We start from the raw sequence: 23,190 nt of genomic DNA, 5'->3' as shown, positions 1-23,190 counted from the left end.
GGCAGGATGCGGGTCGTGGACCAGCCCGGAAGACTGATGCTTCTCGACTCCGCCTCCATGTACTTCCGGGCCTTCTTCGGGGTCCCGGAGATCCTGGCCCCGGACGGCACCCCGGTCAACGCCGTGCGCGGCCTCCTGGACTTCATCGCCCGGCTGGTCGCCGACTACCGGCCGACCCACCTGGTCGCCTGCTGGGACAACGACTGGCGCCCCCAGTGGCGGGTCGACCTGCTGCCGTCGTACAAGGCGCACCGGGTCGAGGCCGAGCGCACCGGTGAGCCGGACGTCGAGGAGGTGCCCGGCCCGCTGGAGGTGCAGGTGCCGATCATCCGCGAGGTGCTCGCGGCCTTCGGGATCTGCGTGCTCGGGGCCGATGGCTACGAGGCCGACGACGTGATCGGGTCGCTCGCCACCCAGGCGCGCCAGCCGGTCGACGTCGTGACCGGCGACCGGGACCTGTTCCAGCTCGTCGACGACGAGGCCGACGTGCGCGTGCTGTACATCGCGCGGGGCGTGGGCAAGCACGAGCGGGTCACGAACGACTGGGTGCGCACGAAGTACGGCATCGACGCCCGGCAGTACGCCGACTTCGCCACCCTGCGTGGCGACGCCTCCGACGGGCTGCCCGGTGTCGCCGGCGTCGGGGAGAAGACCGCCGCGACCCTGCTGGGTCGCTTCGGCGACATGGCCGGCATCGTCGCGGCCGCGCTCGACCCCGACTCCGACATGGGGCCCGGCCCGCGGGGCAGGATCAAGGCCGCCGCGGCGTACCTCGAGGTCGCGCCGACGGTGGTGGCCGTGGCCCGCGACCTCGATCTCGGCCCGGCCGACACCCGCCTCCCCGACCAGCCCCGGGACCTCCCCCGCCTCGCCGACCTCGGTCACCGCTGGGGCATCGAGAGCCCCGTCCAGCGGCTGACCGACGCCCTCGCGGGTCGCTGACTCTCGCGGTTTGGTCACCAACGACAGATCTGACCGCCCCAGGACTGTCGTTGGTGACCAAACGACATTCGCCCCGCGCGTGGCCCGGCGGGCGGAGCGGCCCGCCAGTCCCCTGCCCTCGACGGCCGGCCGCGGCTGGAGAATCGTTGTGGTTTGGTCACCAACGACGGCCGGATCCGGCCGGCGAACGTCGTTGGTGACCAAACGACGACACAGCCGGACCCGGCCTCAGCGCAGCATCTCGTCGACGACGATGCGCGCGGCCGACGGGCAGCCCTTGGTGAAGCCGTAGAACGGCCCGAAGTCGCGGGTGGCGGCGAACCCGACGACGTGCAGACCGTCGAGGCTCGTCTCGAACCCCTCGGACAGGTCCGGGAAGCCGTCGGTGACCGCGACCCGGTCGAGGACGCCGGCGAGGTAGGGCACCCGCGCCAGGTCGGCCCGGTAGCCGCTGGCGAGCACGACGTGGTCGACGTCCAGGACGGTGCCGTCGGTGAGGCTCAGCCGGACCGCCCCGCCGTCGGTGGACCCGTCGGCCGCCACGTCGGTGACGGCGCACTGCGGGTGGCGGTGCACGACCCCGGGGGTCAGCCGCGGGACCAGCCAGGGCTCGAGCGTGAGCCGCCCGACCTCCCAGAACCGCCGGCCGATCGCGGCCTGCTCCTCCGCGGGCAGTCGTCGCCACCAGCCGCGGTGCGCGAGTGTCTGGTCGACGTACTCGTCGACGAAGGCCCAGCTCACCTTGGCGAACTCCGGGGTCTCGTGGCGGTGGACGACATCGACCCGCTCGGCGCCGTGGTCGCACAGCAGCGCCGCCCACTCGTACGCGCTCTGCCGCCCGCCGATCACCGCCACCCGGGCGCCGGCCAGGTCACCGAAGGAGACCAGGTCGCTGGTGTGGCTGCACCGGTCCGCAGGCACCCGGTCCTGCCAGTCGGGGACCTGCGCGAAGTAGCCCACTCCGGGAGCCGCGACCACGCGATCGGCCTCGATCGTGTCACCGTCGGCCATGGTCGCGACGAAGGTGCCGTTGGGCTTGGTCAGCTCGGCGACCAGGCGTGGATCGGCGACCAGCCCCTTGCGCTCCGCGAACCACTCGGTGTGGTCGAGGAACACGCCGATCGGGATCGGGTCGTGTTCCGCCGGGGCGAGGCCCCGGTCCTCGAAGAACGCCGCGAAGGTGTGCTCGCGGTTCGCGTCGAGGTACCAGTCCGGTCCCGAGCGCAGGTACATGTCGGTGGGCATCCGGTCGCGCCAGAACGCCATCGGGAGCCCGACCAGGTGGGCGTCGATGCCGCGGTCGCGGGCGTACGCCGCGGCCGAGTAGGCGTACGGCCCGGCCCCGATCACGAGCAGATCCGTGCGGATGACCATCGTCGTGCTCCCTCCCCCGGGTGGTGGCGACGGGTGTGACGTACGTCGCAACGTACCCCGCGACCGAGCCACCCGTACCGTGAAAGGCATGACACGGATCGCAATCGTCGGCGGCCACGGGCAGGTCGCGCGGCAGCTCGTCCACCTGCTCCGGCGCGCCGGCCACGACCCGGTGGCCCTGGTGCGGAACGAGGCCTACCGCGAGGAGCTGGAGGGCCGGGGTGCGGAGGTCCGGATGCTCGACATCGAGCGCCAGGGCGCGACCGAGTTCGCGGCGGCCTTCGCCGGCTGCGAAGCCGTCGTGTTCGCGGCGGGTGGCGGGCCGGACGGCAACATCGAACGCAAGCGCACCGTGGACCTCGAGGGCTCCCTGAAGTCGATCGAGGGCGCCCGCGCGGCGGGGATCCGGCGCTTCGTCCAGGTGTCCGCGATCGGGGTCGACGACCCGCTCCCGGCCGACACCGGAGCGGTCTGGCGAGCCTATGTGGCGGCCAAGCGCGACGCCGACGCCGCGCTACGCGCGAGCGACCTGGACTGGACGATCATCCGTCCCGGCCGGCTCACCGACGAGCCGGCCACCGGGCGCGTCGCCCTCGGCGCGGACGTGGCCCGTGGTGAGGTCACCCGCGCCGACGTCGCCGCCGTCCTGGCGGCCGTGTTCGACGTGCCGGGCAGCATCGGGCAGCAGTGGAACCTGGTGTCCGGCGAGGTCCCGGTCGAGCAGGCCGTGCACTCCCCCGACGGACGGTCGGTTCACTCGTCGTCGGCGAGGGAGGAGTAGGCCACCACGCCCCGACGCAACCGGCGCACCACCTCGCGGGCGGTCTCCCGCAGCGGCGAGGCCCCGGCGGCGTCGGCGACCTGACCGGCCAGGTCCACCAGCTGCTTCATCCAACGGACGAAGTCGCCGGCGGCGAGGTCGCTGACGACCAGTACGTCGTCGAGGTCATCGCCCTCGGCCCAGCGGTAGGCGACCCACGCGAAGCCGAGGTCGGGCTGGCGCAGGAACTCGAGCTTGTGGTCCCGCTCGAGCGCCTCGAGGCTGCCCCAGAGCCGGACCATCTCACCGACCACCTCGCGGACGGCGCCGCCGGGGATCCGGGGCGAGGAGGCGTCGTCGGGCCGCCGCGCCTCGAACACCAGGACGGAGAGGGCCGCGGCCAGCTCGGAGGGCGAGAGGGCGTCCCAGAGCCCGTGCCGCATCGACTCCGCGGCGAGCAGGTCCATGTCGGAGTACAGCCGCCGCAGGTGGCTGCCGCGCTCGGTGACCTGGGCATCGGCTCCGTCCCCGGTGAGATAGCCGAGCGCGGTCAGCACCTCGCAGACCCGGTCGAACTGGCGGGCGACGGTGTTGGTGCGCTGCTCGACCCGGCGCTTCAGCGTCTGGGCGTCGCGGTCGAGCTTGAAGTACCGCTCCGCCCAGCGGGCGTGGTCCTCGCGGTCCGGGCACTCGTGGCACGGGTGGGCCTTGAGCTCGGCGCGCAGGCCGGCGATCTCCTCGTCGGCGTGGGTGCGCAGCTGGTCGGGGCGGCCGCCGGCCCGGCCGGGCGGGGGCGGGGTGAGGTCGTGGGTGCGGGAGCGCAGCGCCGCGGCGAGGTCTCGGCGCATCTGCGGGTTGCGGCCGTTGAAGGTCTTCGGCACCTTCACCCGGGCGACCGCCGTGACCGGCGTGGGGAAGTCGATCATCGCCAGCCGGCGGGCCTGCCGGTCCGCGGTGACGACGTAGGGTCGCGGACCCTCGGCCGACCAGCCGGGGTCGACCACGACCGCGAAGCCGGCGAACTTCCCGGTCGGCACCTCGATCACGTCGCCGGGCTTGAGCGCGCGCAGCGACTCGATGGCGGCCTCGCGCTGGTCGGCGCGGCGGGCCCGGCTGGCGCCCTTCTCGACCTCGCCGATCCGGCGGCGGAGGTCGGCGTACTCCATGAAGTCGCCGAGGTGGCAGGTCGCCGCGTCCCGGTAGCCGGCAAGGGCGTCCTCGCTCTTGCGCAGCTGGCGGGCCAGCCCGACGACCGCCTTGTCGGCCTGGAACTGGGCGAAGGACTGCTCCAGCAGCTCCCGGGAGCGCTCCCGGCCGAACTGGTGCACCAAGTTGACCGCCATGTTGTACGACGGCCGGAACGACGACCGGAGCGGGTAGGTGCGCGTGGAGGCGAGCCCGGCGAGCTCGCGCGGGTTCGTCCCGGGCTGCCACAGCACGACGCCGTGGCCCTCGACGTCGAGGCCTCGCCGGCCGGCGCGGCCGGTGAGCTGGGTGTACTCCCCCGGCGTGATGTCGGCGTGCGTCTCGCCGTTCCACTTGGTGAGCTTCTCGATCACCACGGTGCGGGCCGGCATGTTGATGCCCAGCGCCAACGTCTCGGTGGCGAAGACCACCTTGCACAGGCCGCGGACGAACAGCTCCTCCACGCACTGCTTGAAGACGGGCAGCATGCCCGCGTGGTGGGCCGCGACGCCGCGGGTCAGCCCGTCGAGGAAGTCGTGGTAGCCCAGGACGTGGAGGTCGTCGGCGGGCAGGTCGCTGCAGGCCTCCTCGACATAGGCGTAGATCGTGTCCCGCTCCTCCGGTGTGGTCAGCCGCACGCCGGCGTTGAGGCACTGGGTCACCGCCGCGTCGCAGCCCACGCGGCTGAAGATGAAGACGATCGCGGGGAGCAGGCCCTCGCGGTCGAGGCGGTCGATCACGTCCGGGCGGCTCGGGATCCAGACCCGGCGGCCGTTCCCGACGTTCTTCTGTCCCGGCTTGGACCGGCCCCGCGGGTTGCGCCGGTCCTTGATCCGGCTGCTGGCCCAGTCGTCGCGGGCGACCTTCAACAGCTCGTCGTTGACCGGGGCGCCCTCCTTGACGAACCCGGCGGCGGCGTCGACGTCCGAGGACGCGAACAGGTCGAGCAGGCGGCGCCCGACCATCACGTGCTGGTAGAGCGGCACCGGGCGGCGCTCCTCCACGATCGTCGTGGTGTCACCACGGACGGTCGCCAGCCATTCGCCGAACTCCTCGGCGTTGGAGACGGTGGCCGAGAGCGAGACCAGGGAGACGGACTCGGGGAGGTGGATGATGACCTCTTCCCAGACCGCGCCCCGGGACCGGTCGGCGAGGTAGTGCACCTCGTCCATGACGACGAACCCGAGGCCGAGCAGCGTGCGGGAGCCGGCGTACAGCATGTTGCGCAGCACCTCGGTGGTCATCACCACGACCGGCGCGTCGCCGTTGACGACGTTGTCGCCGGTGAGCAGGCCGACCCGGTCGGGGCCGTAGCGGGCGACCAGGTCGTGGTACTTCTGGTTCGACAGCGCCTTGATCGGGGTGGTGTAGAAGGCCTTGCGTCCGGTCTCGAGCGCGAGATGGATGGCGAACTCGCCCACGATCGTCTTGCCGGAGCCGGTCGGGGCGGCCACCAGGACGCCGCGGCCCTCCTCGATCGCCTGGCAGCCGCGCACCTGGAAGTCGTCGAGGGGGAAGTCGTAGAGGGACCGGAAGTCGCGGAGCACGGGGTGCTTGCGGCTGGTGCGGTACGACGCGTACCGCTCGGACGGGCTCCGGTCGTCCGAGGCGCTGCTCATGCGCCCAACCTACGTGAGGACCGTCAGCGCGCCGGGGGCACACTCCACGGTCAGCGGCAGCGGCCCGAAGCGCTCCCCGTCGGCGTAGGACACGATGCCGGGGGCGGCGACGGTGATCGCGCGCACCCGGTGGTGCTCGTACTGCGGGTGGGAAACGTGGGTGCCCTTGAACAGCTTGGGATAGGTGCGGATCAGCCCGGCCTTGCTCATCGGCTTGATGATCACCACGTCGAGCAACCCGTCGTCGAGGACGGCGCCCTCGGTGATCCGGAGGCCGCCACCGAACGACGGGCCGTTGCCGACGGCCACCAGCATCGCGTCGAGGTGGTGCGCGACTCCGTCCAGGTCGAGCGTGTAGGGGATCGGCGTGAACGTGCGCAGCTCGGCGAGCGTCGCCAGGTTGTAGCGCATCTGGCCCTTGGGCCAGGTCATCTTGTTCGCGCGCTCGTTGACGACCGCGTCGAAGCCCGCGGCGAGCACCGTGAGGTAGTGCCGGCGGCCGCTGCGGGCCAGGTCCACCACGCGGGTGTGGCCACGGATCACGACGTCGGCGGCCGCCAGCGGGTCCTTGCGGGGAACGTCGAAGTAGCGGGCGACGTCGTTGCCGGTGCCGGCCGGCACGACGCCCAGCGGGATCCCGGTGCCGGCGAGCGCCTGGACTGCCAGGTGGACCATCCCGTCGCCCCCGACGACCACCAGGGCGTCGACGCCGTCGGCGACGGCCTGGTGCGCGAGGTCCTGCGACTCGTCGGCGTCGCGCCCGGTCAGGTTGCGGACGGTGAGGCCGGCGGCGCGCAGGTGGGCGAGCGCGGCGTCGCGGTAGCGCGCCCCGCGGCCCTTGCCGGCGGTCGGGTTCGTCAGCAGCGCGATGTCGCGGTCGGTCACGCGGGTGAGACTAGTGGTCGCTAGGGCCGCTCGGCGCCGATCCGCAGGAGCACCGCGTATCGCTCGACCGGGGCGCCGACGGCGAGCGCGAGTCGCGCGACCGCCTCGAGGACCAGGTCGGCGGTGAACCCGGTGCCCGGGACCGTCAGGGTGAGCCGGCCGTCCCGGCCGACCAGGAGGACCTGGCCGTGGCGCCACGCCTGGTGCGCGTCGTGGCGCACCGTCTCGGGGGCGACGGCGGCGGGGTACGCCGGGTCGACGGCGAGCAGGTCGCACGGGATCGGGTCGGCGCCGGAGCCCGCGAGGTGGCCGGGCACGGCGTGGCCGCGGCGTACGCCGGCCTCGGCGACCCAGGTCACGTCGGACACCCCGAGCCAGTCGGGCAGGTCGAACGCGTCGACCGGCTCGAAGCCTCCAGGGGCGGCCCCCGCGGCCGTCACAGGGGCGAAGCCTCGTCGTCGGCCCACTGGTCGGTGCTGCCGGCGCCCCGGCGGCGGGCCCGGTCCACGGTCCGCGCGATGACCTCGGCGACGAAGAACAGCAGGAGCATCGGGATGGCGAGCATCGTCATCGAGAACGGGTCCGTGGACGGGGTCGCGACCGCCGCGAACACGAAGGTCCCGAGGATGATCCATGGCCGGTAGCGACCGAGCGTCTTGCCGGAGACCACCCCGGCGAGGTTGAGCATGACCACGAACAGCGGGATCTCGAACGCGATGCCGAAGACCAGCAGCATCCGGGTCAGGAACGAGAAGTAGTCGCCGAACTCCACGAGGTTGTCCAGGCCGGCGGGCGTGAAACCGATCAGGACCTCCAGGCCGCGCGGCAGCACGTAGTAGCCGGTGGCGACGCCGATGATGAACAGGGGTCCGGCGATGGCGGCGAAGATCCGGGTCCACTTCCGCTCCTGGTCGTGCAGGCCGGGCACGACGAAGGCCCAGATCTGGTAGAGCCAGTAGGGGCTGGAGGCGACGATGGCCGCGACGCCGCACAGCTTGAGCTGCAGCATCAGCGGACCGGTCGCGCCCGCGACGTACGCCCGGGTCTGGACCTTCTCGCCGAGCATCCCCCGTGCGTCGTTGTAGGGGCCGAGCACGAGCCCGAGCAGGCCGTCGTCGGGGCGGTCGAAGAAGAACAGCGCGACCGCGAACGTCAGGACGAGGAACAGCACCGACTTGAGCAGTCGGGCGCGGAGTTCACGGAGGTGGTCCGAGAGGGCCATCCGGCCGTCGGCGCCCACCGGGTGGCGCGGTCGGCCGGAGAAGTAGTCGAAGACGCCGCTGAGGGACAACGGGTGGGTGTGCTCAGGCGCTGTCGGGACGCTGCAGGCGGTCCCGCTCGGCGTCCAGCTCCGCCTGGCGCTGGTCCAGCTCGGCCTGCCGCGTCTCGAGCTCGCGCTGCTCGGCGGTCTTGGTGGCGTCGTCCTGGCCGTCGTCCATCAGGCCCTTGGTCTCGGCCTTGAAGATCCGCAGCGCCCGACCGCTGCCGCGAGCGAGCTCGGGGAGCTTCGCGGCACCGAAGAGCAGGATGATGACAGCCAGGATGATGAGCAGCTCGGTCGTGCCGAGGCCGCCGATGGCAAGCGCGAACATGTGGGTCCTCACGGGCTCGATGGTGACGTTGTCATGGTACGCCGGGTCAGCCGTAAAGGCTGAGCGTCTCGTGTGCCCGGCGGGTGAACGCTTGGTCGAGGTCCGCGGGACTGACGACCCGGGCATGGGGGGCCAGCCGGAGCAGCAGTCGCTGGAGCCAGCGCTGGTCGGCGACGAGCAGGTCCACGTCGAGCGCTCCGTCGCGGCGCGGCCGCACCGCCTCCACCGGGTAGTAGTCCACGATCCAGCGGGCCGGGCGGTCCACGCGGAGGGTGACCAGGGTGGTGTCCTCGGACCTCTTGAACAGGCCCTCGGAGAGGTCACGGGGCGCCTCCGGGGCGGTGCTCACGGGCGCGTCGAGCAGCTCGGCGTCGCGGATCCGGTCGAGGCGGAACAGCCGCGGTGCCCGGGCGCTGTGGCACCAGGCGTCCAGGTAGGTGAACCCGTGCGCCGAGACGATGCCCCGCGGGTCGACGACGCGCTCGGACTGCTGGTCGCGGGAGGGGACGAAGTAGCTGAACCGGACCTGGCGCGCCCGGGCGACCGCGTCCTGCAGGTCCGCCTCCAGCCGGACCTGGTCCAGGCGCTGGAGGTCGACCTCGCCGGGGTCGATCCGGCGGGCCGCCGACCCTTCCGCGGCGGCCGCCTCGAGCTTGCCGAGCGCCCGGTCGACGACCTCGCGGGTCTCCTCGCCGGCGCCGGAGCGCAGTGCGCGCAGGGCGACGATGATCGCGGTCGCCTCGGTGGGGCTCAGCCGCAGCGGGCGGGAGAGGTAGTCGGCGTTCGACACCCGGATCACGCCGTCGGCCTCGGGGCCCTCGAGGGCGTCCAGGTCGACGTCGATCAGGTCGTCCGGGTAGCCCCCCGGCAGCCCGCACATGAGCAGCACCTTCAGGTCGCCGAGGAGCTGGTCGGGCGGGACGCCCAGCGCCGCCGCGGCCTCGTCGAGACGGACCTGGTCGTGGGAGTGGAGGAACGGGACCAGGGTGAGCAGCCGCGCGACCTGGTCCTTGGCGCCGCTGGCCGACGAGACGCTCACGACGCCGCCCCCACGACCGCGCGCAGCCGGTCGACGACCGTCTCGCGCAGCGGTGCCGGCTCCTCCACGTACACGTCCGGGCCGTAGCCGAGGATCTCGTCGGCGAGGCCGGTGCCGCTCCTGCTGACCACGACCCGGTCCCAGGCGGTGCGCTCGTCCGGCCCCACGACGCCCGGGTCCACGGACTCGGCGTCGCGGCGCAGCGCCAGACCGGACCCCTCGCGCACGAGCAGGACGGCGCGTTCGGTGGTCGGCTGGGGGGCGAGCCGCAGGGTCGTGGCGCGGACGTCGGTGCCGGGCGGGACGTCGTACGAGCCGGGCTGGCCGGCCCGGCGGGCCTCGCCCTGGACCCGGGAGAGGCGGAAGACCCGCTCCTCGTCGCGGTCGGTGTCCAGCCCGACGACGTACCACCGTCCGGAGTAGCGCACGACGCCCCACGGCTGGAGGTGCCGGGTGGCGGTGTCGGTCGCACCGGGGCGGCGGTACTCGAACTCGACCGGGATCCGCTCCTGGATCGCCTCCCAGAAGACGTCGAAGGACGGCTCGTCCGCGCTCAGCCGCGGCTGGGCGATGTCGAGGGCGGTCACGTCGAGGGGTACGCCGAGGGCGGTGAGCTTGCGGACCGCCTCGGTCGTCGCCTCGGCCAGCCGGGCGTGCTCCCAGACGCGGGTGGCCAGGCCGATGACGGCGGCCTCGTCGGCGGTCAGCGAGATGTCGGGGAGGGCGAACTCGTCGGGCCGGATCCGGTAGCCGGGCTCGTCGTCGAAGTAGGCGTCCATGTTGCCGACCTCGATCGGGACCCCCAGGCTGCGCAGCTCCTCCTTGTCGCGCTCGAACATCTTCTCGAACGCGTCGGTGCTGGAGTCGGGATAGAGGATCGTCCGGATCCGGTCCTTGGAGACGTAGTGGCGCTGGACCAGCAGCATGATGAGCAGGTTGAGCAGTCGTTCGCTCTTCGCCACCGCCATGCTGCTGATCCTCGCGCGTCCGGGTCGCCTGGTGCTACTTGGCGTCGATGATGTCGACCACGAAGTACAGCGTGCTGTTCGCCGGGATGCCGCTCTGCTCGGACGCGCCGTAACCCAGGGACGGCGGGATCTGGAGCAGCACCCGGCTGCCGACCTTGAGACCCTCGAGCCCGTAGGTCCAGCCCTGCACGACCTGGGACAGTGCGAACGGCACCGGGTCCTTGGAGTAGCTCTCGTCGAAGGGCACCTTGGCGTCGTACACCATGCCGAGGTAGTCGGCGGTCACGGTCATGTCCGTGGTGACCGTCTTGCCGTCGCCCTCCTTGACGACGCTGCGCAGCAGGTCGCCGTCGGCCTCCGGCTTCGCGACGCCCTTGAAGTCGAGCGCGACCGGCTCGCCCTTCTTCTCGACGATCCCGGGCAGCTGGGCCGAGGGCACGTCCTTCGGCGTCGGCGGCTCGTACATCTTCATCAGGTCCACGATGATCAGCACCGTGTCGGTGGGGGCGATGCCGATCGAGGTGTTGCCGGACTCGCCGAACGCGTCCGACCCGGTCGCGGTGACGGCGACGCGCGAGCCGAGCTTCTGGCCGAGCACGGCGTCCTTGAACACCGGCGCCAGCTGGTCGCTGGCGGTCACGGTCTCCTCCTGGCCGCCGTCGGCGTAGCTGCTGTAGGCCTCCTCCTGGGTGAAGCCGTTGCCGATCCACAGGTTGACCTGGACCTTGTCGCCGTCCTTGACCTCGTCCCCGTCACCCTCGGTGAGCACCGTGGTCTCGGTCTTGTCGACGTCGAGCTTGCCGTCCCACTTCACCTCCGGTGCGCTCCCGATCTCGCCGGTCACGGTGATGCCGTGAAGGCTGTCGGACGACGACGAGGAGCCGCCGTCGGAGGAATCGGAGCCGCAAGCGACCAGGGTGGTGGCCAGTGCGGTGGCCAGGACCACCGGCAGCAGGACGGCCGAGAAGCGGCGGGGACGTCGGGACACAGAGTTCAACCTTCGCAGTCGGGTGCTGGGACAGCGGCGCTCACACTAGCCGCCCACCCTGAGTGGACCCTGATGGCGGGTCCGCCGTGGGTCTGTCGGTGTTGCGGTTTGGTCACCAACGGCAGGTTCTGACGCGCGACTGCTGCCGTTGGTGACCAAACGACAGCCCGGGGCGGCTCACATGCCGTCGATGAGGCGCTGCACCCGCTCGTCGTGGGCACGGAACGGGTCCTTGCAGAGCACGGTGCGCTGGGCCTGGTCGTTGAGCTTGAGGTGGACCCAGTCGACGGTGAAGTCGCGTCGGCGCTCCTGGGCGCGCCGGATGAACTCGCCGCGCAACCGGGCCCGGGTGGTCTGCGGCGGCACCGACTTGGCCTCGAAGATCTTCAGGTCGGTGGTCACCCGGGCGACCGCGCCCCGCTTCTCGAGCAGGTAGTAGAGCCCGCGACCGCGGTGGATGTCGTGGTAGGCCAGGTCGAGCTGGGCGATCCGGGGATGGCCCAGCGGCAGGCCGTGCTTGGCCCGGTAGCGCTCGATCAGCTTCCACTTGATCACCCAGTCGATCTCGCGGTCGACCAGGCCGAGGTCGTCGGCCTCGACCGCCTTCAGCCCACGCTCCCAGAGGTCCAGTGCCTGCTCGATCAGCGGCGTGCTGAGCTCGCGGCGGTCCACGAAGTCGCGCGCCTTGGTGAGGTACTCCTGCTGGATGTCGAGGGCGCTGGCCTCGCGGCCGTTGGCGAGCCGCACCTTCCGGCGACCGGTGACGTCGTGGGAGATCTCCCGGATCGCGCGGATCGGGTTCTCCATCGTGAGGTCGCGCATCACCACGCCCTCCTCGATCATCCGCAGCACCAGGTCACAGCTGGCGACCTTGAGCATCGTCGTCGTCTCGCTCATGTTGGAGTCGCCGACGATGACGTGCAGGCGGCGGTACTTCTCGGCGTCGGCGTGTGGCTCGTCGCGGGTGTTGATGATCGGTCGGCTGCGCGTGGTGGCGCTCGAGACGCCCTCCCAGATGTGCTCGGCACGCTGGGAGACGCTGTAACTGGCGCCCCGCGGGGTCTGGGTGATCTTGCCCGCCCCGACGATGATCTGGCGGGTGACCAGGAACGGGATCAACACGTCGGCGAGCCGGGAGAACTCGCCGGCCCGGCTGACCAGGTAGTTCTCGTGGCAGCCGTAGGAGTTGCCCGCGGAGTCGGTGTTGTTCTTGAACAGGTAGATCTCGCCGGCGATGCCCTCGTCGTGCAGCCGCTGCTCGGCGTCCAGCAGCAGGCCCTCCAAGACCCGCTCCCCCGCCTTGTCGTGGGTGACCAGCTCCACGACGTCGTCGCACTCCGGGGTGGCGTACTCGGGGTGGCTGCCCACGTCGAGGTAGAGCCGGGCGCCGTTGCGCAGGAACACGTTGCTGCTGCGACCCCAGCTCACGACCTTGCGGAACAGGTACCGCGCCACCTCGTCTGGGCTCAGACGGCGCTGCCCCTTGAACGTGCACGTCACGCCGTACTCGTTCTCGATCCCGAAGATCCGCCGGTCCACGAGGCCAGCCTAGGCGCAGCCTGGTCGGCGCGGGAGGCACATCCGACGCGTGGCGGCGCCCGGAGGTGATCGTCGCTCGGTCACCAGCGACGGGGACCGGCCGCGGTCAGGCGCTTCGGGCCCAGTCCATGATGGCGTTCTGGCGCCGCCAACGATTCATGACGCGTTCGCGACCGGCCTCGGAGTAGAGGGAGTTCTGCACGACGGTGCGCCATCGACGCAGCCGGCGTACCCGGTGCGGACGGTCCAGGACGCGATCGATCTCGTGCATCACCACCGCGGGATGATTCAGCAGGTCGTCGAGCGCGAAGCCGCTGCGGGTGTACGGCGATCCTGCCCAGCCACGCTCGCGGCGCATGTCGACCCGGTGCTGGTCCTTGTCGCGATGGTGCTCTCCGTCGTACTCATGGGCCCGCGTCGTCCCCGTGACCAGCAGGTCGACGCGTCCGATCAGGTTCCCCCGGTCATCGAACAGCTCTACCTGGGGCTGCACGGGTACGTCGATCGCCACGTGGAACACCCGCAGGACACTCTCCCCCTCGGACTCGCTCAGTCCGCACGCCAGCCGGTATGCCGCGCGCAGCATCCGCACGCCCGGCCGGCGGCTGCGGAGCAGGCGCTCCATCCGGTCGGGATCGACGTCGCCGAGCTGGATCGCGGAGTCGATCACGATGACCAGGTCGAGAAGACCCAGGTCACGAGCCAACCTCAGGAGGATCTCCTCCGTCTCCTCGACCGGCAGGCCGTGGCGCTTGGTCCGCTCCCGAGTGGTCGTCAGCCTCGAGCAGATCAAGCCGTGCCGACGAGGACGTGGGTCCTTGAGGTCCACCGCCACGAACACCGGGACCTGGTCGGGCAGCTTCGGCAGCCGCCAGTGGCGGAGTCGTGCCCCAGTCAGGTGGGTGAAGGCCGCGGACCTCGGGAGCACCAGCAGATACGCCTCGAGGTCCCGGACGAACTCCTCGTCGTCTCCCAACCCCTCTGCCACCCGCACGTACAGTCCGTGGCTGACGCGCCGGTGGCCCACCAGCCGGACCTGACCCCGGATCGGCTTGTCGTCGTCATCCTTCTTCTGCTTCGTCCCCATGGTCGCAGGTTGCGCACCCCGAGACCGCCACAAACCGGGTCCCCACCAGGCTGTGGATGACGCCGCGGGTCACGATCACCCGCGGTTTGGTCACCAACGACGGACGGACGCGCTCCAAAGATGTTGTTGGTGACCAAACGGCGGAGGTCGAAGACCCATCAGCCGGGCGGGGCGATCGGGGGCTCGGGCTCCGGATCGGCGGGCTCCTCGGGCGCGTGCTGGGCCGGACCGCGCTCACCGAGGAGCTCCTCGAGGCGGGCCGGCCGTAGGCGCGCGAACTTGCGCGGTTGGGATCGGGTGCGGTCGAGGACAGCGACCTCGAGGTCGTCGGCGGGGATGACGCGATCCTCGGTGTCGGTGTGGCCGAGCGAGGCGACCGCGAGCCGCACGGCGTCCGTGAGGGACGCGCCCTCCGCGTACCGCTCCTTGAGGTACGACGCCACCGTGTCCGCGGCGCCGCCCATGACGGCGAAGCCGTGCTCGTCTGCGACCTGGCCGTCGTAGGTCAGCCGGTAGAGCTGGTCGCCGGCGGCTTCGTCGCCGATCTCGGCGACGAACAGCTCCACCTCGTAGGGCTTCTCGCCGCCGCTGGAGAAGATCGTGCCGAGGGTCTGCGCGTAGGCGTTGGCGAGCCCGCGGCCCGTCACGTCGCGCCGGTCGTAGGCGTAGCCGCGCATGTCGGCGAGCCGGACCCCGGCGATCCGGAGGTTCTCGAACTCGTTGTAGCGCCCCACCGCCGCGAACGCGATCCGGTCATAGATCTCCGAGACCTTGTGCAACGCCTGGGAGGGGTTCTCGGAGACGAACAGGATCCCGTCGGCGTACTGCACCGCCGCGACCGACCGGCCCCGGGCGATGCCCTTGCGGGCGAAGTCGGCGCGGTCCTTCATCAACTGCTCGGGCGAGACGTAGAACGGCATGCTCATGGCGTCACGCACCTTCCAGGGGCCGGGCCGTCAGCGGTGCGGTGGGCCCGTCGGGGCTGGTCATCCGGCCGGCGATCACCCGGTCGGCGATCGTGGCCACGTCGGCGTCCGGCATCCGGCGACCGCCGTCGGCGGTCATCACCTGGACCACCGGGAAGATCCGGCGGGTGACGTCGGGCCCACCCGTGGCGGAGTCGTCGTCGGCCGCGTCGTACAGCGCCTCCACCACGGCCTGGACGGTCTGCTCGGCGGTGAGGTCGTCACGGTAGAGCTTCTTGAGCGAGCCGCGCGCGAACAGCGAGCCGGACCCGACGGAGTGGAACGCGGTCTCCTCGTAGCGCCCACCGGTGACGTCGTAGCTGAAGATCCGGCCCTGGTTGCTGGCCAGGTCGAAACCGGCGAAGAGGGGTACGACGGCCAGGCCCTGCATCGCCATCCCGAGGTTGGAGCGGATCAGGGCCGCGAGCCGGTTGGCCTTGCCGTCCATCGAGAGGGTGCTGCCCTCGATCTTCTCGTAGTGCTCGAGCTCGGTCTGGAACAGGCGCACCATCTCCACGGCGAGACCCGCGGAGCCGGCGATACCGACCGCGGAGAACTCGTCGGCCGGGAAGACCTTCTCGATGTCACGCTGGGCGATGATGTTGCCCATCGTGGCGCGCCGGTCCCCGGCCATCACGACCCCGCCGGGGAAGGTGGCGGCCACGATCGTGGTGCCGTGCGGCGCGAGGTCGCCGGCGTGGCCCTGCGGCACCGCGCGGCGACCGGGCAGCAGGTCGGGGGCCTGGACGGCGAGGAAGTCGCTGAACGACGAGGAGCCCGGCTGCAGGAACGCAGCCGGCAGGCGGGGGTCGCTCATCCGGGTTACTCCCCGCCCTTCTGGATGAAGGACTTCACGAAGTCCTCGGCGTTGGTCTCGAGCACGTCGTCGATCTCGTCGAGGATGTCGTCCACGTCGCTGTCGAGCGCCTCCTTGCGCTCGCTGACGTCCGTCTCGGCGACGGCCTCGACGGCCTCGTCGGCCTCCGACGACTTCCGCGGTTGCTTCTGCTCCTGTGCCATACCCACAACCTAACCACTCAGCGGGTGAGAGCGGTGAACAACTCCTCGGCCGTCTCACTGCGGTCGAGCAGGTCGCCCACGTGGGCCTTGCTGCCGCGCAGCGGATCGATGGTCGGGACCCGCTGCAGCGACTCCCGGCCGGGCAGGTCGAAGATCACCGAGTCCCAGGAGGCGGCCGCGACGTGCTCGGAGTACTTCTCCAGGCACCGGCCCCGGAAGTACGCCCGGGTGTCCTCGGGCGGGTCGTGCATGGCGGCGTCGACGGCGGCGTCCTCGAGCAGCCGGTCGATCCGGCCGCCGGCCACCAGCCGGTGGTAGAGCCCCTTCTCGGGCCGGATGTCGGCGTACTGAAGGTCGATCAGCTGCAGCTTGGCGTCGTCCCACGCGAGGCCGTCGCGCTGGCGGTACTGCTCGAGGAGCTTGAGCTTGGCCACCCAGTCGAGCTCCCGGGCGCACGACATCGGGTCGCGCTCGAGCCGCTCCAGGACCGACTCCCACCGGGCCAGTACGTCGCGGGTCTGGGCGTCCGCGTCCGCGCCGTACCGGTCCTCGACGAACTTGCGGGCCAGGTCGAGGTACTCGAGCTGGAGCTGGATCCCGGTGAGCCGGCGGCCGTCGGTGAGGGTGACCGTGGTCCGCAGCGTCGGGTCGTGCGAGATCGCGCGCAGCCCGCTGACCGCACCCTCGACGGTCAGGTCGGTGCCGATGAACCGGTCCTCGATCATGGCGAGCACGAGCGCGGTGGTGCCGACCTTGAGGTACGTCGAGACCTCGGCAAGGTTGGCGTCCCCGAGGATGACGTGCAGCCGGCGGTACTTCTCGGGGTCGGCGTGCGGCTCGTCGCGGGTGTTGATGATCGGCCGCTTGAGCGTCGTCTCCAGCCCCACCTCGACCTCGAAGAAGTCGGCGCGCTGGCTGATCTGGAACCCGTGCTCGCGCCCGTCCTGGCCGATCCCGACCCGGCCGGCGCCACAGATCACCTGCCGGCTCACGAAGAAGGGCGTGAGGTGACGCACGATGTCGCCGAACGGCGTCGAGCGCCGCATCAGGTAGTTCTCGTGCGCGCCGTACGACGCACCCTTGTTGTCGGTGTTGTTCTTGTAGAGCACGATCTGGGGCCCACCAGGGAGCTGGCCCGCGCGGCGCGCGGCATCGAGCATGACCTGCTCCCCCGCCTTGTCCCAGCGGACCACGTCGAGCGGGGTGGTCACCTCGGGCGTGGAGTACTCGGGGTGGGCGTGGTCGACGTAGAGGCGCGCGCCGTTGGTGAGGATCACGTTCGCCAGGCCCATGTCCTCGTCGGTGAGCTGGCTCGGGTCGGCGACCTGGCGGGACATGTCGAAGCCCCGGGCGTCGCGCAGCGGCGACTCCTCCTCGAAGTCCCACCGGGCCCGGCGCGCCTTGAGGGTGGCCGACGCGTAGGCGTTGACGACCTGCGAGGAGGCCACCATCGGGTTGGCGAGGGGCTGTCCCTGTACGGCGATGCCGTACTCCACCTCGGCCCCCATGACCCGGCGCACGCTCATGCATCGAGCCTACGCGAGTGGAACCCGTCCTACCCTCGGGGTATGGGCTTCTGGACCGATCACGTCGTACCCCGGCTCGCCGACCGGACCCTGTCCACTCCCGAGGTGGGGCGCTGGCGGTCGGCCGCGTGCGCCGGACTGGGCGGCCGGGTGCTCGAGATCGGGTTCGGCAGCGGCCTCAACGTCCCGCTCTACCCAGCGGTCGTGACCCAGGTCGACGCGGTGGAGCCCTCAGAGGTCGCGTGGGAGATGTCGGCCCGGCGGCGCGCCGGGTCGCAGGTCCCGGTGGAGCGGACCGGTGAGGACGCCCAGCGGCTGGCAGCCGCCGATCGGCAGTACGACGCCGTGTTGTCGACCTTCACGCTGTGCACGATCCCCGACGTGGAGCGGGCGCTGCGGGAGGTGCGCCGGGTGCTGCGGCCCGGGGGCACGTTCTGGTTCCTCGAGCACGGGCTCGCCCCCGACCGCGGCGTGGAGCGCTGGCAGTACCGGCTCGAGCCCCTGCAGCGCCGGCTGGCGGGCGGCTGCCACCTCAGCCGCGACATCCCCGCCCTGGTCGCCGGCGCCGGCCTCGATGTCGTCGAGGTGACCGCGTCGTACCTGCCGGGCCCCGGGGTCAGCCGGCCCTGGACCCACGGCTTCGTCGGCTTCGCGCGGCGGCCGTCGTGACGGACGGCGTGAGGGACGGCGTGACGGACGGCGACGGCGCGGCGCGGGCGGCCACCGCAGCCGAGGCCCTCGGGCTGGCCCACACGGTGACCCGGCATGGCCCGGTCCGCTCGCTCGAGGAGGCGGCCGAGGCGCGGGGGCTCGAGCCGCACCAGATCGTCAAGACGATGGTCGTGCGGGTCAGCGCGGACGACCACCGGTTCGTGCTGGTCCCGGGGGACCGCGAGATCGCCTGGCCGAAGCTGCGCGCGCTGCTCGGCGTCAGCCGACTCTCGATGCCCAGCGCGGACGCGGCGCACGACGTGACCGGGTACGAGCGCGGGACCATCACCCCCCTGGGCGCGCGGGCGGCGCTGCCGGTGATCGCGGACGCCTCGATCACGGGCACCGTCAGCATCGGCGGCGGCGCCCACGGCGTGGCTCTGACGGTCGACGCGGCGGATCTGGTTACCGCCCTGGGGGCCACGGTCGCCGACGTCACCGAGCTCCGGTGAGGCCGGACCGAGGGTCAGCCGATCCCCGGGCCGCCGTAGATGCCGTCGTTGTGGATCCGGTTCTGGTTGAGCGCGCGACCTCGGTCGACCTCGGCCCCGGCGTCGGGCCGCGCGGCGACCCGCTCGGTGCGGCCGCTGCTCCACCAGGCGAGTGCGAAGAGCACGGCGGCGACGACTAGAACGATGAGCCAGAACATCATGGCGACTCCCGAGCTCGAGCGGGTGGCACCCGCCGTTGGCTCGACCATACCCGCATGCCGCGCTTGGGAACCCGGTCGCCGCGATGCCGATCGGCCCGCCGTTTGGTCACCAACCACGGATGGGAACGCTCCCGATCTGCCGTTGGTGACCAAACGACGGCCACCGGTCGTCCCGGCGCCCTCCGCGCGGTCGCTCAGAAACCCCCGCGCAGAGGCCTCTGCTCAGAGGTATTGGCCGGTGTTGGCGACGGTATCGATCGAGCGGCCCGGTTCGGTGCCTTGCTTGCCGGTGATCAGGGTGCGGATGAACACGATCCGCTCGCCCTTCTTGCCGGAGATGCGGGCCCAGTCGTCGGGGTTGGTGGTGTTCGGGAGGTCCTCGTTCTCCTTGAACTCGTCCACGCACGCCTGGAGCAGGTGGGAGACCCGTAGGCCGTGCTGGTCGTGGTCGAGGAAGTCCTTGATCGCCATCTTCTTGGCCCGGTCGACGATGTTCTGGATCATGGCGCCGGAGTTGAAGTCCTTGAAGTAGAGGACTTCCTTGTCGCCATTGGCGTAGGTGACCTCCAGGAACCGGTTCTCCTCGGTCTCGGTGTACATCCGTTCGACCGTGGCGCGGATCATCCCGCCCACGCAGGCGTCCCGGTCCCCACCGAACTCGGAGAGGTCGTCGGCGTGCAGCGGCAGGGTCGTGGTGAGGTACTTGCTGAAGATGTCCCGGGCCGACTCCGCGTCGGGCCGCTCGATCTTGATCTTCACGTCCAGGCGGCCGGGGCGCAGGATCGCGGGGTCGATCATGTCCTCACGGTTGGAGGCACCGATCACCAGGACGTTCTCCAGCGCCTCGACGCCGTCGATCTCGCTGAGCAGCTGCGGGACGATGGTGTTCTCCACGTCGGAGGAGACCCCGGAGCCACGAGTGCGGAACAGCGAGTCCATCTCGTCGAAGAACACGATGACGGGCGTGCCGCCGCTCGCCTTCTCGCGGGCCCGCTGGAAGACCAGGCGGATGTGACGCTCGGTCTCGCCGACGTACTTGTTGAGCAGCTCGGGACCCTTGATGTTGAGGAAGTACGACTTCCCCTCCTGGCCGGTCTTCGCCGCGACCTTCTTGGCCAACGAGTTGGCGACCGCCTTGGCGATCAGGGTCTTCCCGCAGCCAGGAGGGCCGTAGAGCAGGACGCCCTTCGGCGGCTTGAGCTGGTGCTCCTTGAACAGCTCGGGGTGCAGGTAGGGCAGCTCCACCGCGTCGCGGATCTGCTCGATCTGGCCGGCCAGTCCGCCGATGGACTCGTAGGCGATGTCCGGGACCTCCTCGAGGACCAGCTCCTCGACCTCGGACTTCGGCACCTTCTCGTAGACGTACCCCGCGCGGGAGTCGAGCAGCAGGGAGTCCCCGGCCCGGATGGTGTCGCCGCGCAGCGGCTCGGCGAGGCGGACCACGCGCTCCTCGTCGGCGTTGGCGATGACCAGGGCACGGTCGCCGTCGGCGAGCAGCTCCTTGAACATGACGACCTCGCCGACCTCCTCGAACTCGAGGGCGGCGACGACGTTGAGGGCCTCGTTGAGCATGACCTCCTGGCCGCGCTGGAGGGTGTCCAGGTCCACGCTCGGGCTGACGTTCACGCGCAGCTTGCGGCCGCCGGTGAACACGTCGATCGAGTCGTCATCGTTGCGGGCGAGGAAGGTGCCGAAGCCGGCGGGCGGCTGGGCGAGCCGGTCGACCTCCTCCTTCAGCTTCATGATCTGGTCGCGGGCCTCGCGCAGGGTCTGCGCGAGTCGCTCGTTCTGAGAGGTCACGCCGGCCAGCGAGCGCTGCGCGTCGGCGAGCCGCAGCTCGAGGCCGCGGGAACCCCCGGGGCTCTCGGTCAGCCGCCGGCGAAGGTCGGAGACCTCGTCCTCCAGGAGCCGGACCTGGCTCGCGAGCTCTTCGGGGCTGCGACCGCCAGTGCTGGGAACGCCATCCGATGTCGACATCAGCGCCACCTCCTGTGCGAATGACCCTACCCGCGGCCGGTGATGAGGAAAGACCTCATTTCGCGGTGTTGATCACGATTTGGACGCGATGGGTCGTCCGTCGTTTGGTCACCAACGGCAGCAACGGCCGGCTCCGGACTGTCGTTGGTGACCAAACCACAGCGGAGGGGCGTGGGGCAGGCCGGCGGATCAGTCGGCGGGCTCGTCGAGGGGGACGCCCGGCGGCCGGGGTCCGGTGTAGTCGGGGCCGTAGGCGCCGGGCGCGGGCCGCCGGCGCTTGAGCGGCGGTCGCTCGCCGGGTGCCATCCGGCGGGCGGTCACGAGGAACGCGGTGTGCCCGATCATCTTGTGACCGGGGCGTACGGCGAGGCCCTCGACGTGCCAGTCCCGTACCAGGGACTCCCACGCTTGTGGCTCGGTGAAGCCGCCGTGCACGCGCACGGTCTCGACGAACCGGGACAGCTGCGTGGTCGTGGCGACGTACGCGCAGACGATGCCGCCGGGCCGCAGCGCGTCGGCGGTGGCGTCGAGGCACTCCCAGGGCGCCAGCATGTCGAGGACCACCCGGTCGGCCCGCTCCCCCGACTCGGGAAGCTTCTCGGCGAGGTCGCCGACGGTGAGGCGCCAGGCCGGGTGCGTCTCGCCGTCGGGCGCCCCGAAGAACTGGGTGACGTTGCGGCGGGCGACTTCGGCGAACTCCTCGCGACGCTCGTAGGAGGACACGCGTCCGTACGGCCCGACGGCGCGCAGCAGCGAGCAGGTGAGGGCGCCGGAGCCGACCCCGGCCTCGATGACGTGCGCGCCGGGGAAGATGTCGACCAGCGCGACGATCTGGGCGGCGTCCTTGGGGTAGACCACCGCGGCTCCGCGGGGCATGGAGACCACGAACTCCGCGAGGAGTGGCCGGAAGACGAGGTACTCACCACCGGCCGATGAGGTGACCGTGAAGCCCTCCTCGCGGCCGATCAGCTCGTCGTGGTCGAAGTGCCCGCGGTTGGAGAAGAACCGCTTGCCGGGCTCGAGGCAGATGTTGTGCCGACGGCCCTTGCTGTCGGTGAGCCGCACCCACTCGCCCGCACGGAGCGGGCCGCGGTGGACGCCGGACCACGCACCGGCAGGGACGTCGGGATGCTCGGACACGGCCGGAACCCTAGTGGCCCGACTCCCGGAACGCCCTATCGACGTCGGCGGTGGTCAGCACGCCGACGACCGACCCATCGGGCTCGACGAGGAGGTACTCCGCGGCCGGGGTGCGGCTGATCGCCATCACCAGCTCCTCCCCGGCGAGGTCGGCGGGCAGGCGCAGGCCGTCCTCGAGTGATCGGGAGACCGTGGAGACCGCCACCCAGGGCCGGCGCTCTTCGGGCGTCGCCTGGACCGCGGCCTCGCTGACGATGCCCTCGGGTAGCCCGCTGGCCGTGACGGTGACGATGCTGCCTGCCTGGGCGTCATGGGCGCGACGTACGGCCTCGGCGAGCGGGAGGTCGCTGGGCACCGCGAGGGTACGGCGGGCGAGCTGGCGGGCCACGAGGTGCGGGAGCCGGCTGCGGAGCCGGGCGGAGGCCATCGCGGCGGTCGAACCGGACCAGAGGAACGCGGCGATCACGAACGCGAGGACGAAGTCGAGGATGTCCGGCTCGGTGCCGAGCACCGGTTCCTGGAAGGCCGGCCAGAACAGCACTGCGGCCGCCGTGAGGCGCCCGCCCCAGCCGGCCACGATGGTGCCGCGGTGCGGACTGCCGGTCAGTCGCCAGACCAGGGACTTGAGCACCCGGCCGCCGTCGAGCGGCAGTCCGGGGACCAGGTTGAGGACCCCGACGAGCAGGTTCGCCCCGGCCAGCCCCTCCACGGCCATCAACAGCAGGCCCTCGGGGGTCAGCGGTCGCAGCCCGAGGGCGATCGCACCGACCGCGATCGAGGTCAGCGGGCCGACCACCGCGATGAAGAACTCCTGGCGGGGTTTGCGGGCCTCGCCCTCGATCGCTGTCATCCCGCCCAGGAAGTGCAGCGTGATCGAGGACACCGGGAACCCGAAGTGGCGCGCGGCGATCGCGTGCGAGGCCTCGTGCAGCAGGACCGAGAGGTACAGGATGACGGCGAAGGCCACGCCGGCGACGTACTTCCACGCCCCGAGCCCCGGCTGGGCCTGGTCGACCACCGGCGCGACGATGATCGCGATCAGCCCCGCGACGAGGAACCAGGAGGAGGAGACCAGCACGTCGCTGCCCGCGATGGTGCCGACCTTGAGCATGCCCGGTGGGCGGGTCCGGGGCGCTGAGTCGGGCACCTCACGAGGCTAGCCGACGCGGCCCGGCGGCTCCGGAGGCGCGTTCGGGCTGTCGATGTCCTCGCCTAGGGTGA

General features: G+C 71.5%; 23 protein-coding genes. 4 read left to right on the top strand and 19 right to left on the bottom strand.

The genetic code is table 11. The annotated features are described in order from the left end of the window. The first annotated feature begins 36 nt into the window (after positions 1-36). The gene (locus tag NOCA_RS14950) at positions 37-942 is read left to right on the top strand and encodes a 5'-3' exonuclease (RefSeq protein ID WP_011756102.1); all 906 of its coding nucleotides are present in this window, start codon (positions 37-39) and stop codon (positions 940-942) included. Positions 943-1,170: 228 nt separating this feature from the next. Here NOCA_RS14950 and NOCA_RS14945 read toward each other — a convergent pair whose 3' ends face one another. Further along, entirely contained in the window at positions 1,171-2,316 is a 1,146-nt protein-coding gene (locus NOCA_RS14945; protein WP_011756101.1) for an FAD-dependent oxidoreductase, read from the bottom strand. An 88-nt stretch (positions 2,317-2,404) separates the two neighbouring features. Between NOCA_RS14945 and NOCA_RS14940 the strand changes: the two genes are divergently transcribed. After that, the gene (locus tag NOCA_RS14940) at positions 2,405-3,097 is read left to right on the top strand and encodes an SDR family oxidoreductase (protein ID WP_011756100.1); all 693 of its coding nucleotides are present in this window, start codon (positions 2,405-2,407) and stop codon (positions 3,095-3,097) included. Here NOCA_RS14940 and NOCA_RS14935 read toward each other — a convergent pair. The 14 genes from NOCA_RS14935 to dop all read right to left on the bottom strand — a co-directional run bounded on the left by NOCA_RS14935 (position 3,070) and on the right by dop (position 17,489). Next, positions 3,070-5,880 carry a DEAD/DEAH box helicase gene (locus tag NOCA_RS14935; protein WP_011756099.1) on the bottom strand — a complete coding sequence of 937 codons (2,811 nt, stop codon included), beginning with the start codon at positions 5,878-5,880 and terminating at the stop codon, positions 3,070-3,072. The two genes, NOCA_RS14940 and NOCA_RS14935, sit on opposite strands and share 28 nt — an antisense overlap. Positions 5,881-5,889: 9 nt before the next feature. After that, positions 5,890-6,765 carry a diacylglycerol kinase gene (locus tag NOCA_RS14930; RefSeq protein WP_011756098.1) on the bottom strand — a complete coding sequence of 292 codons (876 nt, stop codon included), beginning with the start codon at positions 6,763-6,765 and terminating at the stop codon, positions 5,890-5,892. A 20-nt stretch (positions 6,766-6,785) separates the two neighbouring features. Further along, positions 6,786-7,205, bottom strand: coding sequence for a hypothetical protein (locus NOCA_RS14925; RefSeq protein WP_011756097.1), 420 nt, complete (start codon positions 7,203-7,205; stop codon positions 6,786-6,788). Beyond that, entirely contained in the window at positions 7,202-8,056 is an 855-nt protein-coding gene (gene tatC, locus NOCA_RS14920) for a twin-arginine translocase subunit TatC (RefSeq protein ID WP_011756096.1), read from the bottom strand. The genes NOCA_RS14925 and tatC overlap by 4 nt, the downstream gene beginning before the upstream one ends. A gap of 13 nt (positions 8,057-8,069) precedes the next feature. Beyond that, entirely contained in the window at positions 8,070-8,369 is a 300-nt protein-coding gene (gene tatA, locus NOCA_RS25905) for a Sec-independent protein translocase subunit TatA (protein WP_011756095.1), read from the bottom strand. 34 nt (positions 8,370-8,403) lie between these two features. Further along, positions 8,404-9,396: a helix-turn-helix transcriptional regulator gene (locus tag NOCA_RS14910; RefSeq protein ID WP_011756094.1), complete on the bottom strand. Its 993-nt coding sequence runs from the start codon at positions 9,394-9,396 to the stop codon at positions 8,404-8,406. Next, on the bottom strand, positions 9,393-10,364 hold the full coding sequence (locus tag NOCA_RS14905; protein WP_011756093.1) for a helix-turn-helix transcriptional regulator: 972 nt from the start codon (positions 10,362-10,364) through the stop codon (positions 9,393-9,395). Before NOCA_RS14905 ends, NOCA_RS14910 begins: the two co-directional genes overlap by 4 nt. A 34-nt stretch (positions 10,365-10,398) precedes the next feature. Continuing rightward, a complete protein-coding gene (locus tag NOCA_RS25900) occupies positions 10,399-11,352 on the bottom strand; it encodes an FKBP-type peptidyl-prolyl cis-trans isomerase (RefSeq protein WP_011756092.1) in 954 nt (317 codons plus the stop codon). Between the two features lie 177 nt (positions 11,353-11,529). After that, positions 11,530-12,891 carry a Pup--protein ligase gene (pafA, locus tag NOCA_RS14895; protein ID WP_011756091.1) on the bottom strand — a complete coding sequence of 454 codons (1,362 nt, stop codon included), beginning with the start codon at positions 12,889-12,891 and terminating at the stop codon, positions 11,530-11,532. A 106-nt stretch (positions 12,892-12,997) separates the two neighbouring features. Beyond that, positions 12,998-13,978 carry a hypothetical protein gene (locus NOCA_RS14890; RefSeq protein ID WP_041546562.1) on the bottom strand — a complete coding sequence of 327 codons (981 nt, stop codon included), beginning with the start codon at positions 13,976-13,978 and terminating at the stop codon, positions 12,998-13,000. Between the two features lie 158 nt (positions 13,979-14,136). Further along, a complete protein-coding gene (prcA, locus tag NOCA_RS14885; RefSeq protein ID WP_011756089.1) occupies positions 14,137-14,904 on the bottom strand; it encodes a proteasome subunit alpha in 768 nt (255 codons plus the stop codon). Between the two features lie 4 nt (positions 14,905-14,908). Then, the gene (gene prcB, locus NOCA_RS14880) at positions 14,909-15,760 is read right to left on the bottom strand and encodes a proteasome subunit beta (protein ID WP_011756088.1); all 852 of its coding nucleotides are present in this window, start codon (positions 15,758-15,760) and stop codon (positions 14,909-14,911) included. A 5-nt stretch (positions 15,761-15,765) separates the two neighbouring features. Then, on the bottom strand, positions 15,766-15,963 hold the full coding sequence (locus NOCA_RS14875; RefSeq protein WP_011756087.1) for a ubiquitin-like protein Pup: 198 nt from the start codon (positions 15,961-15,963) through the stop codon (positions 15,766-15,768). A 17-nt stretch (positions 15,964-15,980) separates the two neighbouring features. Then, positions 15,981-17,489 (bottom strand): depupylase/deamidase Dop, encoded by a 1,509-nt coding sequence (gene dop / locus NOCA_RS14870; protein WP_011756086.1) that lies wholly within the window; start codon positions 17,487-17,489, stop codon positions 15,981-15,983. 42 nt (positions 17,490-17,531) lie between these two features. Here dop and NOCA_RS14865 point away from each other — a divergent pair, with 42 nt between their 5' ends. Beyond that, on the top strand, positions 17,532-18,158 hold the full coding sequence (locus NOCA_RS14865; RefSeq protein WP_011756085.1) for a class I SAM-dependent methyltransferase: 627 nt from the start codon (positions 17,532-17,534) through the stop codon (positions 18,156-18,158). After that, positions 18,155-18,652 carry an aminoacyl-tRNA deacylase gene (locus NOCA_RS14860; protein ID WP_238383355.1) on the top strand — a complete coding sequence of 166 codons (498 nt, stop codon included), beginning with the start codon at positions 18,155-18,157 and terminating at the stop codon, positions 18,650-18,652. Before NOCA_RS14865 ends, NOCA_RS14860 begins: the two co-directional genes overlap by 4 nt. A 14-nt stretch (positions 18,653-18,666) precedes the next feature. On the opposite strand, the gene NOCA_RS14855 is transcribed toward NOCA_RS14860, so the two are convergent. The 4 genes from NOCA_RS14855 to NOCA_RS14840 form a co-directional block, all read right to left on the bottom strand. Continuing rightward, positions 18,667-18,852 (bottom strand): hypothetical protein, encoded by a 186-nt coding sequence (locus tag NOCA_RS14855; RefSeq protein WP_011756083.1) that lies wholly within the window; start codon positions 18,850-18,852, stop codon positions 18,667-18,669. Positions 18,853-19,074: 222 nt separating this feature from the next. Then, entirely contained in the window at positions 19,075-20,829 is a 1,755-nt protein-coding gene (gene arc, locus NOCA_RS14850) for a proteasome ATPase (protein ID WP_011756082.1), read from the bottom strand. A gap of 189 nt (positions 20,830-21,018) precedes the next feature. Then, positions 21,019-21,969 (bottom strand): tRNA (adenine-N1)-methyltransferase, encoded by a 951-nt coding sequence (locus tag NOCA_RS14845; protein ID WP_011756081.1) that lies wholly within the window; start codon positions 21,967-21,969, stop codon positions 21,019-21,021. A gap of 10 nt (positions 21,970-21,979) precedes the next feature. Further along, positions 21,980-23,116 carry a site-2 protease family protein gene (locus NOCA_RS14840; RefSeq protein ID WP_011756080.1) on the bottom strand — a complete coding sequence of 379 codons (1,137 nt, stop codon included), beginning with the start codon at positions 23,114-23,116 and terminating at the stop codon, positions 21,980-21,982. Between the last annotated feature and the right edge of the window lie 74 nt (positions 23,117-23,190).

This window comes from Nocardioides sp. JS614 (assembly GCF_000015265.1).
In the GTDB taxonomy this organism is placed as follows: domain Bacteria; phylum Actinomycetota; class Actinomycetes; order Propionibacteriales; family Nocardioidaceae; genus Nocardioides.
The sequence above is the reverse complement of the archived record's forward strand: the minus strand, read 5'-3'. Positions and strand labels throughout refer to the sequence as shown.